Genomic DNA, 16238 nt, shown 5'->3' with positions numbered 1-16238 from the left:
TATATTCCCAAATATACGATAATTCAGCACGATTTTTTTGTTAAAACCGAGCAAATTTTAAAAAATCGACCAAGATTATAGCTAATTCACAGCAATTAGCAGCAATTTACTGGTCTAATCTCCCAATAACCCCCGCCGTTTCTGTAACCAAGTTAACAAAAACAACATAATTGCCATGTGCTTTTTGTGGTTTATTTTGCGTCCACGCACAAAAAAGCCACCATATGCAATGGTGCTTTTAGGGCTAGCGTTTAAAACAGGGGCTGGGTGTTATGCCAGTTCTGCTTTCTCTGCAATTAGCTTGTCTACAACACTTGGATCGGCCAGTGTCGAAGTATCACCTAGGTTGCTGGTATCACCTGTTGCAATCTTACGTAGGATGCGGCGCATGATTTTACCGGAGCGAGTTTTTGGTAGAGAGTCTGTCCAGTGCAGTACGTCTGGCGTTGCGATTGGACCAATCTCTTTACGTACCCAGTCTTTCACCTCTTTGTGCAGCTCAGCTGACGGGAATTCACCATCATTAAGCGTGACGTATGCGTAAATTGCCTGACCTTTGATGTCATGAGGGATACCGACAATTGCCGCTTCCGCAATCTTATCGTGTGCAACCAGTGCTGACTCAATTTCTGCGGTACCCATTCGGTGACCTGAGACGTTCAATACGTCATCTACACGACCTGTGATCCAATAGTAGCCATCTTCGTCACGACGTGCACCATCACTGGTGAAGTACATACCTTTGAAGGTAGAGAAGTAGGTTTGCTCAAAGCGCTCATGGTCGCCGTAAACGGTGCGCATCTGACCTGGCCATGAATCAAGGATCACCAAGTTACCTTCTGCTGCGGTTTCTTCGATGATGTTACCCATGTTGTCCACTAGCGCAGGTTGTACGCCGAAGAACGGGCGAGTTGCAGAACCTGGTTTTAGATCGGTTGCACCTGGTAGTGGCGCAATCAAGATACCGCCTGTTTCTGTTTGCCACCAAGTATCAACGATAGGTGAGTTTTCATTACCGATGGTCTTGTAGTACCACTCCCATGCTTCTGGGTTGATAGGCTCACCAACTGAGCCCATTACACGCAAGCTTGAACGAGAGGTTCCTGCTACTGCTTCGTTGCCTTTCGCCATTAGGGCACGAATCGCTGTTGGCGCAGTGTAGAGAATGTTTACTTGATGTTTATCAACCACTTCACTCATGCGGGCCGTGCTTGGGTAGTTTGGTACACCTTCGAACAGAATGGTTTTCGCACCGTTCGCCAGTGGACCGTAAATTAAGTAAGTGTGACCCGTAATCCACCCCACGTCCGCCGTACACCAGAACGTTTCACCTTCTTGGTAATCGAACACGTACTTGAAGGTCATGGTCGCGTACACTAAGTAACCACCTGTGGTGTGCAGCACGCCTTTTGGCTTACCTGTTGAGCCTGAAGTGTAAAGAATGAATAGAGGGTCTTCTGCTTTCATCTCTTCTGGTGGGCATACATCAGAAACGACAGCCGTTGCTTCGTGCCACCAAACGTCACGGTGCTCGTGCCAATCAATGTCGCCGCCCGTGCGTTTTAGAACGACAACTTTGTCGATGGTTTTTACTTCTGGGTTTGTCAGTGCTTCATCAACGTTTTTCTTCAGTGGTACTGCGCGACCACCACGAACGCCTTCGTCAGCAGTGATAACGATTTTCGCATCTGAGTCGATGATACGACCGGACAGCGCTTCTGGCGAGAAACCACCAAATACCACGGTATGAACCGCACCAATACGCGTACATGCCAGCATTGCGATAGCCGCTTCTGGCACCATTGGCATGTAAAGACAAACCACGTCGCCTTTGTGCACGCCTTGCTCTTTTAGTGCGTTAGAGAACTTACACACTTCTTTGTGCAGTTCATTGAATGTGAGGGTTTTGTCGTCGGCAGGATCATCGCCTTCCCAGATGATCGCGACTTCATCGCCACGCTCGGCAAGGTGGCGGTCAATACAGTTTGCAGATACGTTCAGCGTGCCGTCTTCGAACCAACGAATGTCGACATGACCAGTATCGAAAGAGGTGTTTTTAACTTGAGTGAATGGCTTAATCCAATCGACAACTTTACCGTGTTCGCTCCAGAAGCCTTCAGGGTCGCTTACCGACTGCTGATACATGGCTAGGTAAGTGTCATTATCCGCATGCGTATGGTTTTTAATGTTTTCTTTTACCGGATAAACGTGGGCTTCGCTCATGGCTTCTCTCCTTGTGCCTTTAATTCTCGACCTTCGTCTTTTGTAGGGCTATTTCCGTTCTTTCGTCTGTGATTCATCAAGAACGTTGCTGTGCATATAACTGTCAGTCACAGCGCGTATTTCCACAATTAGACTTTAGGATGAGAGTGAGGAATGCGCCGCGATATTGCTGAATTTAAAGCGAATGTGGGACGTGGATCGAAAGCTGAGTATTGAACCTATTGGGTATAAGGCACGCTCAGGTTTGGTAAATCGCCTTTAGTTAGGCGCACATACACTAAAGCGGCGGATTTTGCGTCCTGCAGGGCATCGTGTTTGTCTTGAATCGGCAGTTCAAGGTGCTTACAAATCGCATCAAGACTTAAGTCGAAGTAGGCGTTAGGCAAATGACGTTCGAGCTTATCGTGATAAACCTGGCTCACTTCGATGAGCGGGTTCGGTAGTGGAAAGCCTAAATGCCTCAGACAAGCGAGGTCGAGGATCTTTTTGTCGTAGCGAATGTGGTAGCCAACTAAAGGACGATTGCCGATAAAGTCGAGCAGCTTGATGAGTGCTTCTTTTTCGCTGATGCCATCCACCAAATCTTGGTGGCGGATATGGTGAATTTTCACTGAACCTGAATCGAGTGATTGCGGGGCGCGCAGTCGAACTTCGAACGGTTTACTGGTGATGATGCGATTATCGATGATTTTGGTCGCAGCGATGGTGACCAGCTCGGCTCTATTTGGGTCCAAGCTGGTGGTTTCGCAATCGAGAGAGACAAACTCGCCTTTTTTCGGCGAACAAAACAGTGGCTGATAAGGTGAGCCTTTCAGCTTGTAATGCCAGTATTTCCTTTGTAGCCAATTCATCCCTGTTACCTCTCGTCTTATTCGCCTAAAAGACTCTAATCACGGATTTGATAATGGAAGCCTAAGAACTGCTTAAATTTCTTTACCACGTGTAAGCTGTGGCGCAGTAAGTCTCGTTCTGTTCTGTCTAGCTGTTTTATGTCGATGTTGTTCAGTGCTTCTTGCTTACTTAATTGCTGGTTCAAGCGGATCTTGAAGAACAGCTTCAGCGCTTCGTTGAGGTTGTCTGCGGTTTCTGGTTCTAAGATGCGTTTGTTTCTCAGTGCTTCGATACGTTCGAAGGTGTTCTTCTCTTCAATCGCGTATTCCAATGCCAAGGTGCGAATACCATGCACGATTGGGAAAATGCCACCACGCTTAATATCCAGCCCGTCTTTAGCACTTTTTACGTTACCAAACAGAGTAAGAGGCACGGAAAATTGCAGTGCAGGGCGAGTGAAATCGGACAGAATCAACATACGATCTTTCATGCTGTCTCTAAGGTGCTCGGCGATAGGCGCGAGCAACTCTCGATTGCCTGCGACCGCATGAGCGTCACTGAAGATGGCTAAATCCATGATTTGTTCTGGCTGTGCTTTGGCAATCCAACCATCGAGCGTTTTAATCCACTCTTGCTGCGTTCGAACCCACTTCGGATTGTTAACCATGACTTTGCCAGGGCAGAGTGGATAACCCAGTTGCTGCAAGGTGTGGGTGAGGGTTTGCATCACTTCGGCGCAATGTTCCCATTCCAGCCCATCTTGGATGATCAGTGCATTATCTTGATCGGTCTTGAGGATTTGTTCTCCACGACCTTCCGAGCCAAGCACAATCAGACAACAGTGATCGTGCAGTGCTGGTGGCACCACAAGCTCAAACGCTTTTTCGATGATTTGTTCATTTACAGCAGATATCAGCTCCATGATGAAGCGAGTGCGGATACCATTGGTCAGCAAGCTGTCCACCAACTGACGCTGTCGATTGGAGGCAAGAGCTAACTCTTCCACGCTACTGGCTCGTGCAATACTGAGTGTCAGTACGTGTGAGTGAGTGGAAAACGCACTGAGGATTTGCGTCATATCCAACATACCGATCGCTTGATTGCCTTCGCACACCATTAGACGTTTCATGCGATTGCGCGTCATGGTGATCATGGCGTTAAACAAGAAGTCACCATCATCCACGTGATAAACAGGGAAGGTCGAAATCTCACTCACTGGCGTATCGAGTGGGTGGCCGTCAAGCATCACGGCATGAAGCATATTGGTTCGAGTCACTATCGCGTAGGGATGCGCCGATGGATGTTGCTCTAGGCGTGGGTCATCTTGGTTAAGCTGAACCAAAGCAGCGTCAATGCCATTGTCTTTAAGTGTTTTAGTGACCTGATTAATTGGCATATCGGGCGCCAATAGCATTGGTGGATGATAAATACTGCTATCGACTTTAGTCAGAATGAATTCCGCGAGGTTTTGTTGCTGTTGAGCCGCTTCAATGAGGGCTTGGCGTTTGGATAAGTTGTTATCGAAGTAGGCAGCGAACTGTCCGTTCTCGTTATACAGCTCAAGAAACACTTCTTTCGGTAGCAAATACGAGAGGGTATCTTCCAGTGCCACGTACTGATGACGCACGCTTTCTTCAAACAAAGAGCGCACATCAAACATGTCGTCATTAGCGTAGTGAGCAAACACTTCGTCTTGATCTTTGGAGCGCTCTTCCACTGCTCCTTTAATTAGCACGTGTAGGTGAGGGTTGTCTTGCCCACAAGCTAAGATGACATCTCGCGTTCGGTAGTACGCCACATCAAGAGACGAGCGCAGTCGATTTTGCTGTGCGTCAGTTAGGCGGTCGAACGGTGGAGATTGCATATTAAATTTGTCAGGCATGAGGGCACCTAAATTTGGTGGGAACACATTCCAAGTCTGACAAATTTCCCTGCCGAAGCCAGACGACTTTGGTCTAAATCGTCACAATCTAATTTTGCATTTCGAGATCCTGTGCCATTGAGGAAACGGTAAGTTGCCGATTCTTCCCTTTTTCTATTACGTATTGCGATCCATAATTCCGCGTCCCAAACGTTTACGTGTCGGAAGTCGTTAGTTTTTTCGTTTTTTAGGATGTCAGTGATGTTGAAACCCTCTCCGTATGGCTGGATTTCCCAGTACTTTCTCGGATTCTTTTTTGCGTATGGCGTGTATCTGCCATTTTGGTCGTTGTGGTTTAAAGAGCAGGGTGTTTCTCCGACAGATATTGGTCTGTTGGTTGGTTTGGGCTTAGCGACGCGCTGTGTGGCGAACATGGTACTTACGCCACGTTTGCATAAGGTTGAGCACATTATGCCAGCGCTACGTTGGTTAAGTTTTGCTGCCCTCATTTTTGTTGGTTTCCACTTTTTCACTGGCGGTAATTTCTGGTTAATGGCGCTTGCCACCGTCTTGTTTAACTTGTGTTGTGGTCCTGTCGTTCCTCTGTCTGATGCGATGGCGAACTACTACGCTCGTTTGAAGATGCTCGATTACGGTCGCACCCGTTTGTGGGGCTCGGTTGCCTTTATTGCTGGCTCGACTGTGGTGGGGTATTTGGTGGCAGAGTTTGGCTCGGACATGATTTTGTACACGGCAATGGTCGGTGTGTTTGTCTCGCTATTGTTTGCGATGCGTAACACCAATCCAATGCCGGTGACGCGTGGCGGTCAACATTCTGAGCGTCCAAAACTCTCAGCGTTGCTGACGGATAAGCCAGTTGTAAAGTTCCTTGTATTAATGGCGTTAATCCAAGGCAGCCATGCGGCATACTACGGTTTTAGTGCGATTCACTGGAAAGCGGCTGGTCACTCAGAAGACGTGATTGGTTACTTGTGGAGCCTAGGCGTGGCAGCTGAAGTTGCTGTGTTTGCTTTGAGTAAACGTCTATTCGCTGGCTGGTCTCTGCGTACTCTGTTTGTCGTGGCAGCTGGTGGTGTGATGCTACGTTGGGGAATGACAGCTGCAACAACCTCTATTTTGGCACTGGTAGTGGTGCAAATGCTTCACGGCGTGACGTTTGCCATGGCGCATATTGCTGCGATTCAATACATCCAAAACTCAGCAGAGAACAAGATGGTGGCATTACAGGCATTGTACAACGCGATTCCACTGGGTGCGTTTATCGCGCTGATGACGGTGATCAGTGGCTGGGGTTACGAGCACTGGGGCGCAAATATCTTCTGGTTGATGGCGGCGATGGGTTTTGTCGCGTTGTTCATCAAAGTTGAGCCTCAAAATGATGAAAGCAACGTGGTTGACCTCTCAGCTAATGCCTCCGAAGCACAGAATTAAGCTTCTGTGACAGAGATTAAAAACTAACCTTTGTCTCTGTTGTGAAAGCAGTGTTAAATGAAACCTCTCCCTTATGGAGAGGTTTTTTTATTCCTTGCTTTAAAAACAGCAAGAAAGGCAAGAAAAGTAAGAAAGGATATCGGATGCAAGGATGGCTAGTGATTCCCGTTTCTTTGGCGTATTTGGGAATCCTGTTTTTAATCGCTTGGTACGGTGACAAACAAAAGAGATGGTTAGCGCGTTGGCGACCATGGATCTACAGTTTGTCGATTGCAGTGTACTGTACATCGTGGACCTTTTACGGCACGGTCGGACAGGCGAGCAACAACCCTTGGTCCTTCTTACCCATCTATATTGCGCCGATCATCGTGTTTACCATCGGCTGGCGCGTCCTGGCTCGGCTGATCTTGATTGCCAAGCGCGAGCACATCACCTCGATTGCCGATTTCATTGCCGCCCGCTATGGCAAGTCGCAAGGTTTGGCGGTGGTTGTCACCTTAATTGCGGTGGCAGGCATTCTTCCGTACATCGCTTTGCAACTGCGTGGCATCACTATGGGGTTGGAGATCATCGCGCCAGATTTAGCATCTGATCTCAGTTATCAAAACTACAGTGTGTCTTGGTTTGTAGTGGGGGCGATGGCGATCTTCACCATGTTGTTTGGTACGCGTCATATCGATAACACTGAACATCACCGCGGCATGATGATGGCAATTGCGTTTGAATCAGTACTCAAGCTGGTGGCGTTTTTAGTGGTGGGCGTGTTTATTGTTTGGCTTGCGATGGATACCGAGAGCTTCCATCTCGCTGATATTGCGGCTGAAACGTACGAGTCACCCAACATTCCGACTTTGTTGATTCATACCATTCTGACCATGCTGGCGATTGTCTGCTTGCCACGTCAGTTCCACACCATGGTGGTCGAGAATGAACGCGCGCAAGACTTGCACGTTGCGCGTTGGTTGTTCCCACTGTACCTGATTCTGATGGGCATTTTCGTCCTGCCAATCGCGTGGGTAGGGCAAAGCCTATTGAGTGGCAGCCCTGCCGATACGTACGTGATCAGTGTGCCGATGGCGGTGGGCGCGAATGACATCGCCTTGCTGGCATTTTTGGGCGGTACTTCCGCGGCAAGCGGCATGGTTATCGTCTCGACCATTGCCTTAGCGATCATGGTATCGAACGATTTGGTGATGCCGCTGATTCTGCGTCGGATGAAGTTATCAAAGCGTAATCATCACCATTTTTCTACGCTGTTATTACGTATACGTCGCGGACTTATTCTACTTCTTTTGATTGGTGCATGGGGCTTTTATCAGGCTTTAGATAGTATCCACTCACTCTCTGCGATAGGTTTTCTCTCGTTTGCTGCGATTACCCAGTTCGCCCCGTCTCTGCTTGGCGGTATGTACTGGCGTCAGGGCAACAAGAAAGGCGTGTATGTCGGTTTGCTGGTGGGTTTCACCATTTGGTTGATTACTTTGATGAGCCAAACCGACATGCTGGCGGGCGATGCAACCAACAACTTGCTGATTTGGCTGATCACGCCACCAGATTTATTGGCAGGCTTTGATATTGCCGTTTCTGACTGGGGCATGATCCTCAGCGTGGTGGCGAATGCTGCCTGTTTTGTTGCGGTATCGCTAGCTACGCGCCCAAGCATAAGTGAACGCTTACAATCGGCTTCATTCGTTGGTACGCCGTTGCCTGAAAGTGAAAACATCAGCTTGTATCAGAGCCGTGTGACCGTCAGTGAGCTGGAGATGTTAGCGTCACGATTTGTCGGCCGCACGCGAGTGAAATCTGCCTTCCAAACCTATTGGAGTCAGCAACGCGAAGAGCTGCTTCCCAATCAACAAGCCCCCTCTACCTTAATTCGACACACCGAACGTGTACTTGCCGGTGTGTTTGGTGCTTCTTCAGCTAAGTTAGTACTTACTTCTGCTTTACAAGGCAGAAACATGCAGCTTGAGGAAGTGGCGACCATCGTTGATGAAGCTTCAGAACTGTACGATTTCAGTCGTGGCTTACTGCAAGGGGCGATTGAACACATTGGACAAGGCATCGCAGTGGTCGACAAGCAATTAAGGCTGGTGGCGTGGAACCAACGTTATCTGGAGTTGTTTGTCTTCCCGCCGGGGTTGATTCAGGTCGGGCGTCCGATTGCAGATGTGATTCGCCATAATGCTGAGCAAGGTTTATGTGGTCCGGGTGACCCTGAAGACCACGTTCGTCGCCGTGTTTATCACCTTGAGCAAGGCACGCGACATACTTCTTCTCGTGTGCGTCCTGACGGTCGCGTAATTGAAGTGCAAGGTAACCCAATGCCCGGTGGCGGTTTCGTTATGAGCTTTACCGATATCACCGTGTTCCGCGATGCGGAGCAAGCTCTGAAAGACGCCAATGAGACACTAGAGGAACGCGTTCGTGCCCGTACTCGTGAGTTGGAACAACTGAACAAACAACTAGTGGCAGCGACGCAACGTTCTGAACATGAGTCGCAGTCTAAGTCGCGCTTCTTAGCCGCTGTAAGTCATGACTTGATGCAGCCGCTGAATGCCGCGCGCCTGTTTGCTTCTTCGTTGTCGGAAGTGGCCAAAGACAGTGAAACCCAAAAGCTATCGACCCACATTGAGAGTGCGTTGGGGGCGGCGGAAGATTTGATTGGTGACTTGCTGGATATTTCACGTTTGGAATCGGGCAAGCTGGACGTCAATGTGCATGGTTTCGCGGTTAATGATGTATTGGCAAACTTGAATGCAGAATTCAGTGCGCTGGCGAAACAACAAGGCATTGAGTTCACCATGATCCCATCGTCTTTGATGGTGAAATCCGATCCGAAATTGCTACGCCGTGTGGTACAGAACTTCCTTACCAATGCATTCCGTTATAGCCCGAGTGGTAAAGTGGCGCTTGGTGTGCGTCGCGTACAAGGCCGAGTGCGTATCGATGTGTGGGATAACGGCATGGGCATCGAAGAAGAGAAGCAACAAGAGATCTTCGAAGAATTTAATCGCGGTACTCAAGTCCGTTCAGACCAAGGTTTGGGGTTAGGTTTGGCTATTTCGAAAGGTATTGCTCAAGTGCTGGGGCATGAAATATCCATGCGTTCTTGGTTCGGTAAAGGCAGTGTGTTCTCGATTACCTTAGATAAGGCAGAGAAGGTGCACATTCCGGCGGTCAAAGCGGTGAAGAGTGCACAATCCGATTTAAGCCATATTCGTGTCCTATGTGTTGATAACGAGCCGGATATTCTTGTTGGGATGGAAAACTTACTCTCGCGCTGGGGCTGCGACATTCGCATTGCGACTGATATTGTCGAGAGTCTTAAAACATTGGAAGACGACTGGCTGCCGGATGTGATTTTCTCCGATTACCGTTTAGATAATGGTCGAACGGGATTGGAAGTGTTGCAGCAATGTCGTTTGCGTCTTGGGGACCGCTTTGAAGGGGTGATCATCAGTGCCGATCGAACCGATGACATGATGGAAGGCATTAAAGCTAATGGATTCAGTTTTATTGCCAAACCGGTGAAACCTTTGAAGCTGCGTTCAGTACTCAACCGAGTCGCCTAGAAAAAGACCTCCGATTGGAGGTCTTTTGCTTTAAAGGGGGAATTGGTCAGTAGCTTATTCTGCCACCCCGCCTTGAGTCAGTTTGGCTGGATCGAGCAGTCTTTCTAATGTTGCACGATCCAAGTCTGTTTCTTCTTCTGCGACATCAATGATAGCGCGACCTTGTTTGTAGGCTTTCTTCGCTACTTCGGCTGCTTTTAGGTAGCCAATCACGGGGTTAAGTGCGGTGACCAGAATCGGGTTCTTCGCCAATGCCACATCAAGGTTGTCTTGGCGCACTTCAAACGTCGCGATGGCTTTGTCTGCCAAAGCAACGGCGCTGTTCGATAACAGTTCAATGCTTTCTAGTACATTGTGCGTAATCACTGGCAGCATCACGTTTAGCTGGAAGTTACCCGATTGACCGGCAACGGTAATGGTCGCGTCGTTACCAATCACTTGTGCAGACGCCATAGCAGCTGCTTCTGGAATCACTGGGTTCACTTTGCCTGGCATGATAGAAGAGCCCGGTTGCAAACCTTGCAGTTCGATTTCACCCAAGCCTGCGAGTGGACCTGAGTTCATCCAGCGAAGATCGTTTGCGATCTTCATGATCGCTACTGCTGCTGTTTTGAGCTGTCCCGATAGGGCAACGATCGCATCCTGACTACTGAGATTGAAAAAGAAGTTTTTGCTTGAAGCAAACTCGATGCGCGTTGATTGCGCTAGGTTATCCGCAAAGAGATCAGCAAAGCGCGGATCGGCATTGATCCCTGTCCCTACCGCTGTTCCACCTTGGGCTAACGCTTTCACTGCTGGTAGTGTTTGCTCAATGGCTTGCTTAGCATGTTCAATTTGGAACTGCCAACCACCAAGCTCTTGGGCGAAGGTAATTGGCATCGCATCCATAAGGTGCGTGCGACCTGTTTTCACCACATCTTTCAGTGCTTGCTGCTTAGTCTCTAGTGTTTCACTTAAGTGAGACAATGCAGGCAGTAGCTGTTTTTCAATCGCAATTGCAGAGCTGACTTGAATCGCAGTAGGCACTACGTCGTTACTGCTTTGACCCATGTTGACGTGATCATTTGGATTGACCGTTCCGCCTAGGTGCTCAGACGCCAATGTTGCAATCACTTCGTTGGCATTCATGTTTGAGCTGGTGCCTGAGCCGGTTTGGAATACATCGATAGGGAATTGGTCGAGGTGTTTACCATCAATGATGGCTTGCGCAGCATCGGCGATGGCATTGGCAATATCACCTTCTAGCAAGCCAAGTTGGGCATTGGTGAGCGCAGCGGTTTGTTTGATGTGGGCGAGTGCTTGGATAAAGCCAGTCGGCATGGTGTGTTTGCTAAAAGCGAAGTTATCGACAGCGCGTTGAGTTTGGGCTTGATACAAAGCGTTGGCAGGGACTTTGACTTCGCCCATGCTGTCCGCTTCGATACGGAATTCCGTGGTCATGGTAGGTTCCTTTTGTTTAATCGAGAGGCGTCTGTATCAGACGTAATTGTTGTTGTAATGAGAGAAATTTCACGTCGCCATCCTCAAATTGGTAGTAGTAACGTTTGAGGCAAAGTAACGGTGTGTGAATAGAATCGAGGCAGACTCGGCGGAAGATGCGGCTACGGGTTGGGTCTTGAATGGCATCCAGTAGATGGAAGTAGACTCGGCGCAAATACAGCTCACACAGCAACAGGTTCTGGTGCTCTGCATCGTGATCGTAGATGGATGACAGCACCATTCCCCAATGGACGTAATCATGAATCACATCGGGTTCGAAACCGCTTGGCGCATACACGTGTAGGAATCGGTCTTGCGCTTTAAAAAATGCATTGTAGATGGCTTGGCTGCTGTCCATAGTTACCTCGATAATCTAGATAATGATAATTATTATCAATAAATTGTTGATTAGCAACCACAGCTTTTTTAAGGAAATAACACAACAAAAAAAAGCCGATACTCGGACTCAGTATCGGCTGAAGTATATGAGCTCAACCCCTACAACTGAGCTCGGTATTTTTCGCGAGATAGGGCGATCTCAAACAGCAATGCTTGTTCAGAGGCCGATAAACTTACTGCTCTGTAAACAAGGTCTCGTATTTCACAAACGCTGTTTGCGTTTCACCGTAATAAAGTGTGCCTTCCGATTGAATCGCAACACGTAGCCAACTGTCTGCCGATGCTGGCTTAGGTAAAGTGATGATCCAGTTCTGCCCGTCTTGACCCGCTGGCGTCATATCGACTGGCTGCGCGTTTTGCTCTTGGTTATCCACCACTGAAAGCTTCACCCCTTCCAGTGGATAAGCCGCATGCAAAGACAACTCTAAGCTATCTTGCGTCAGCTTTTCTGAGCGAAACTTCACTTTAAAGTCGCCGTTCTCCATATCACACAAGCCACTGGTATAACGGCAATTCGATTTGCTGATCAGCTTGTAGCTTTCCCCTTCTTTAGCGGCATGAGGCTTTTCACTCAGAGCCATGTCTGTACCGAAATAAGCGATCAAAGACAGAATTGGGGCGATCAACAGAGCGATAATAAAGTGCTTGTTTTTGAACATGTTGGCTTCCTTGCTACAACGTCATAAGGTTAAATTAACCTAATCTAGCGAATAAAAAAGCCCCAAGCGGGGCTTTTGTGGTTTGGGTTATATTTTAGTGGTCTACCGCACCGCCAGCACCTGCTGGTACACGTACGTGCTCGACAAGGTCTTTTACTTCTTGTGGTGTTTCTGCTGTTACTCTTGATACAGCGAATGCCACAACAAAGTTAAATACCGCACCAATTGCACCAAATGCGTTTGGCTCGATGCCTAGGAACCAGTTCTGACCCCAGCTTTGTAGGTAAGTCCAGTCAGATACAAACAAGATGCCTTTATGCTGGAACACGTAGAATAGCGTGATACTGATACCAGCAATCATACCTGCGATTGCGCCTTCTTTGTTGATGCTCTTACTGAAGATACCCATCATCAACGCAGGGAAGATGGAAGATGCTGCCAGACCGAAGGCGAGGGCTACCGTACCGGCGGCAAACCCTGGCGGATTCAAGCCTAAGTAACCGGCGACTGCAATGGCGACTGCCATGGAGATTCGACTCGCGAGTAGCTCTTTCTTCTCGGATATGTTCGGATTTATCACACCTTTGATTAAGTCATGGGATATTGCGGATGAGATAGCCAGTAGTAGACCTGCCGCCGTCGATAGCGCTGCCGCTAGACCACCTGCTGCGACAAGTGCGATTACCCAGTTAGGTAGCTTAGCAATCTCTGGATTTGCCAATACCATGATGTCACGGTCAACTTTCAGCTCGTTGGTTGCTGGGTTTGACGTGTACTCAATCAGACCATCGCCATTCTTGTCATCAAAGCCTAGTAGACCTGTTTTCTCCCAGTTCTTGAACCAGTCAGGACGCTCATCGTAAGCAAGGTGCTGACCAGGAGCTGGGTTAACGGTATCCATTAGGTTTAGACGCGCCATTGCAGATACTGCAGGTGCTGTTGTGTAAAGGATAGCGATGAAAACAAGTGCCCAACCGGCTGATGTTCGAGCATCACGAACCTTAGGTACAGTAAAGAAACGGATGATTACGTGTGGTAGACCCGCAGTACCGATCATCAGTGACATGGTGTACACAAACATGTTTAGTGTGTCGCCACGAACTTGGGTGGTGTATTCACTAAAGCCGAGCTCGGTGACCACTTGGTCGAGCCTATCGAGCAGATAGACATCGGTGCCTTGGATGGTACTACCCAGACCGATCTGTGGTAGTGGGTGACCTGTTAGTTGCAGAGAGATAAATATTGCAGGAATAGTGTAAGCTAAAATGAGTACGCAATATTGAGCAATCTGCGTGTAGGTAATGCCTTTCATACCGCCCATAACCGCGTACATGAATACGATACACATACCGATCAGTAGACCCGTTGAGTAATCCACTTCTAGGAAACGACCAAACGCCACGCCCACGCCTTTCATCTGACCGATAACGTAAGTCACCGATGCGATGATAAGACACACAACCGCTACGATACGCGCTGCGTTAGAGTAGAAACGCTCACCTACGAACTCTGGCACAGTAAACTTACCGAACTTACGTAGGTATGGGGCAAGCAGGAGTGCAAGCAGTACGTAACCGCCTGTCCAGCCCATTAGGAATACCGAGCCGCCGTAACCCATGAAGGCAATCAAGCCCGCCATAGAGATGAACGATGCTGCTGACATCCAGTCTGCTGCGGTCGCCATGCCGTTAGCGATCGGGTTGACACCGCCACCTGCTACATAGAATTCTTTGGTTGAGCCCGCACGTGCCCAAATTGCAATACCGATGTAGAGGACGAATGTCGCGCCAACCACTAGATAGGTAATAGTTTTCAAATCCATCTGAGTTACTCCTTACTCATCTACGCCGAATTCACGGTCGATTTGGCGCATCTTCCACGCGTAGTAGAAAATAATACCTAGGAAGGCATAGATGGAGCCTTGCTGAGCAAACCAGAATCCGAGTTTGTATCCACCTAATTGAAATTGATTGAGTTCGTCGACAAATAAAATGCCGCAGCCGAAAGACACCACGAACCAGATGACCATCAGGGTAATCATGAGCTTCACGTTTTTGTCCCAGTAGGCTTTGGCTCTTTCTTCGCTTTCAAATGCCATTGCCGTCTCCTTACGATTGGTATTGTTGTTAAAAAAATGTTTCAACATGAACCTTAGCAAGGTGGTGGCAAGAACTCTTTTCAACTTTAGTCGGGACGCTAAAAAGCAAAAACGCCCATTTTTAGGGCGTTTGAGAGGAGGTGGAGATAAAAGTGTGATGTTAATTTGATGTTAAATTAGCCAAAGGTCTAAGAGTTTTATCAATTAACATAGAAATCTTTTATACCAAGCAGCAAATTATTCAGTGCAACGGCAGCAAGGATAAGCCCCATCACGCGGCTGATGATGGCTGCGCCAACGTTACCAATCACTTTTTGAATTGTGTTTGCACCCAGTAACAAGAAGAGGGTAACCAGAAGGACTGCCATCATGACGCCTGCGGTCATCGCCTGGTCGACAAAAGAGTAGCGGTTGTTATCGGTGAGCATCACGATGGCCATCATTGCTCCCGGTGACGCAATCGAAGGGATAGCAAGAGGGTAAACGGCTAAGTCAGCAAGATCAGAGTGGCTGACTTCTTCACCCAGCTTTTGTTCTTGTTCTGGTTTGCTCTCACCAAAGATCATCGACAGTGCAAACAGCAATAGCACTAAACCACCAGCGGCTTGAAAAGCAGGTAATGGGATTTGCATTGCTTCCAGTAACAACTGACCGGCAATAAGAAAGAACAGCAATACACCCATCGAAATGGCAATGGCTTTTAACGCAACGAGACGACGCTGTTTTGCCGTGAGGTGCTGAGTTTGTGATAGGTAAACGGGTACTGAACCAATCGGGTCAATGACAGCCCAGAGAACGACGAATTGAGTGACGAGAATACTTAGCAAAGTATGACCTCCCAGAGTTAGCGGTTTAACAGAGGGATGAAAAAGGCTGCGTGGTGCAGCCTTATTATTTTAACGTTTGTTGTTCTTTTTGCGTCATATAAATGTGAATTAGATATATTTACTAACACATTACTGCTCGGGTTCCATTTGCTGCAGTAGGATGACGGCTTGAGTTCGATTCTTTACGCCCAGTTTGCGGAAAATTGCCGTCATGTGGGCTTTGATGGTGGCCTCTGAGACATTGAGCTCGTAAGCGATTTGTTTGTTGAGTAAGCCATCGGAAAGCATGCCCAACACTTTGTATTGCTGAGGGGTAAGTGCGGCAATTTTTTCTGCCAAGTCATTACAAGCTGCGTTATTGGTGATCAAGCCTTCTGGGAAGTATGGGTCGCCATTAAGGACTTGGTTAAGGGCATTGACTAGCTCACGCATGTCGCTCGATTTTGGAATAAAGCCGAACGCACCGTGGCTTTTCACTTGTGTGACCACGCTTGCTTCTTCGCTGGCAGATACCACCACCACTGGGATATCTGGGTATTCAGCACGAAGGTGAATCAACCCCGACATGCCATTTGCGCCTGGCATCTTGAGATCTAACAACACCAAATCTGGCTCTTCTTCTTTTTCCAGCAACGCGAGTAGAGCATCCAGCGTATCCGCTTCGAGTAGGTTGGCACCACTCACTGCCATGTGTACCGATTGGAACAAGGCATTGCGGAACAGGGGGTGATCATCAGCGATGATAATGGTGTAGGTCGAATCCATGACGTTAAACACTTTTGACTATTTAGTTAATGGAATTATTGTCCACCTTTAAGAAGGTGGACAATATTT

At 48.2% G+C, this 16238-nt stretch carries 12 protein-coding genes; 2 read left to right on the top strand and 10 right to left on the bottom strand.

Translation table 11 applies throughout. The features are described 5' to 3' along the window. Positions 1–270 precede the first annotated feature (270 nt). The 3 genes from acs to KHO06_RS15760 form a co-directional block, all read right to left on the bottom strand. Positions 271–2223 (bottom strand): acetate--CoA ligase, encoded by a 1953-nt coding sequence (acs, locus tag KHO06_RS15770; RefSeq protein ID WP_005428764.1) that lies wholly within the window; start codon positions 2221–2223, stop codon positions 271–273. A gap of 218 nt (positions 2224–2441) precedes the next feature. Next, positions 2442–3074 carry a 3'-5' exonuclease gene (locus tag KHO06_RS15765; protein ID WP_212581855.1) on the bottom strand — a complete coding sequence of 211 codons (633 nt, stop codon included), beginning with the start codon at positions 3072–3074 and terminating at the stop codon, positions 2442–2444. Between the two features lie 35 nt (positions 3075–3109). After that, a complete protein-coding gene (locus KHO06_RS15760; protein WP_212581854.1) occupies positions 3110–4936 on the bottom strand; it encodes a DUF294 nucleotidyltransferase-like domain-containing protein in 1827 nt (608 codons plus the stop codon). Positions 4937–5176: 240 nt separating this feature from the next. Between KHO06_RS15760 and KHO06_RS15755 the strand changes: the two genes are divergently transcribed. Next, positions 5177–6367, top strand: a complete 1191-nt coding sequence (locus KHO06_RS15755) for a 3-phenylpropionate MFS transporter (protein WP_005428780.1) — start codon at positions 5177–5179, stop codon at positions 6365–6367. Between the two features lie 143 nt (positions 6368–6510). Then, positions 6511–9942 (top strand): hybrid sensor histidine kinase/response regulator, encoded by a 3432-nt coding sequence (locus tag KHO06_RS15750; RefSeq protein ID WP_045419010.1) that lies wholly within the window; start codon positions 6511–6513, stop codon positions 9940–9942. Positions 9943–9996: 54 nt separating this feature from the next. Here the strand turns inward: KHO06_RS15750 and KHO06_RS15745 are convergent, their stop codons facing one another. The 7 genes from KHO06_RS15745 to KHO06_RS15715 form a co-directional block, all read right to left on the bottom strand. Further along, positions 9997–11382, bottom strand: coding sequence for a class II fumarate hydratase (locus KHO06_RS15745; protein WP_212581853.1), 1386 nt, complete (start codon positions 11380–11382; stop codon positions 9997–9999). A 16-nt stretch (positions 11383–11398) separates the two neighbouring features. Continuing rightward, positions 11399–11779 carry a hypothetical protein gene (locus KHO06_RS15740; RefSeq protein WP_005530885.1) on the bottom strand — a complete coding sequence of 127 codons (381 nt, stop codon included), beginning with the start codon at positions 11777–11779 and terminating at the stop codon, positions 11399–11401. Between the two features lie 214 nt (positions 11780–11993). Next, complete coding sequence (locus KHO06_RS15735; protein WP_038892512.1) at positions 11994–12479, bottom strand: hypothetical protein; 486 nt, start codon at positions 12477–12479, stop codon at positions 11994–11996. A 94-nt stretch (positions 12480–12573) separates the two neighbouring features. Further along, positions 12574–14301 carry a sodium:solute symporter family protein gene (locus KHO06_RS15730; RefSeq protein ID WP_045370314.1) on the bottom strand — a complete coding sequence of 576 codons (1728 nt, stop codon included), beginning with the start codon at positions 14299–14301 and terminating at the stop codon, positions 12574–12576. 12 nt (positions 14302–14313) lie between these two features. Then, positions 14314–14577 carry a DUF4212 domain-containing protein gene (locus tag KHO06_RS15725; RefSeq protein ID WP_005530890.1) on the bottom strand — a complete coding sequence of 88 codons (264 nt, stop codon included), beginning with the start codon at positions 14575–14577 and terminating at the stop codon, positions 14314–14316. Between the two features lie 200 nt (positions 14578–14777). Further along, positions 14778–15404: a MarC family protein gene (locus tag KHO06_RS15720; RefSeq protein ID WP_005428797.1), complete on the bottom strand. Its 627-nt coding sequence runs from the start codon at positions 15402–15404 to the stop codon at positions 14778–14780. 129 nt (positions 15405–15533) lie between these two features. Continuing rightward, a complete protein-coding gene (locus KHO06_RS15715) occupies positions 15534–16169 on the bottom strand; it encodes a response regulator transcription factor (protein ID WP_005448275.1) in 636 nt (211 codons plus the stop codon). Positions 16170–16238: the final 69 nt, after the last annotated feature.

Origin of the sequence: Vibrio sp. B1FIG11 (assembly GCF_905175335.1) — a bacterium.
Lineage (GTDB): Bacteria > Pseudomonadota > Gammaproteobacteria > Enterobacterales > Vibrionaceae > Vibrio > Vibrio campbellii.
Note: the sequence above shows the minus strand (reverse complement) of the source record. Positions and strands in the feature narration are given on the sequence as shown.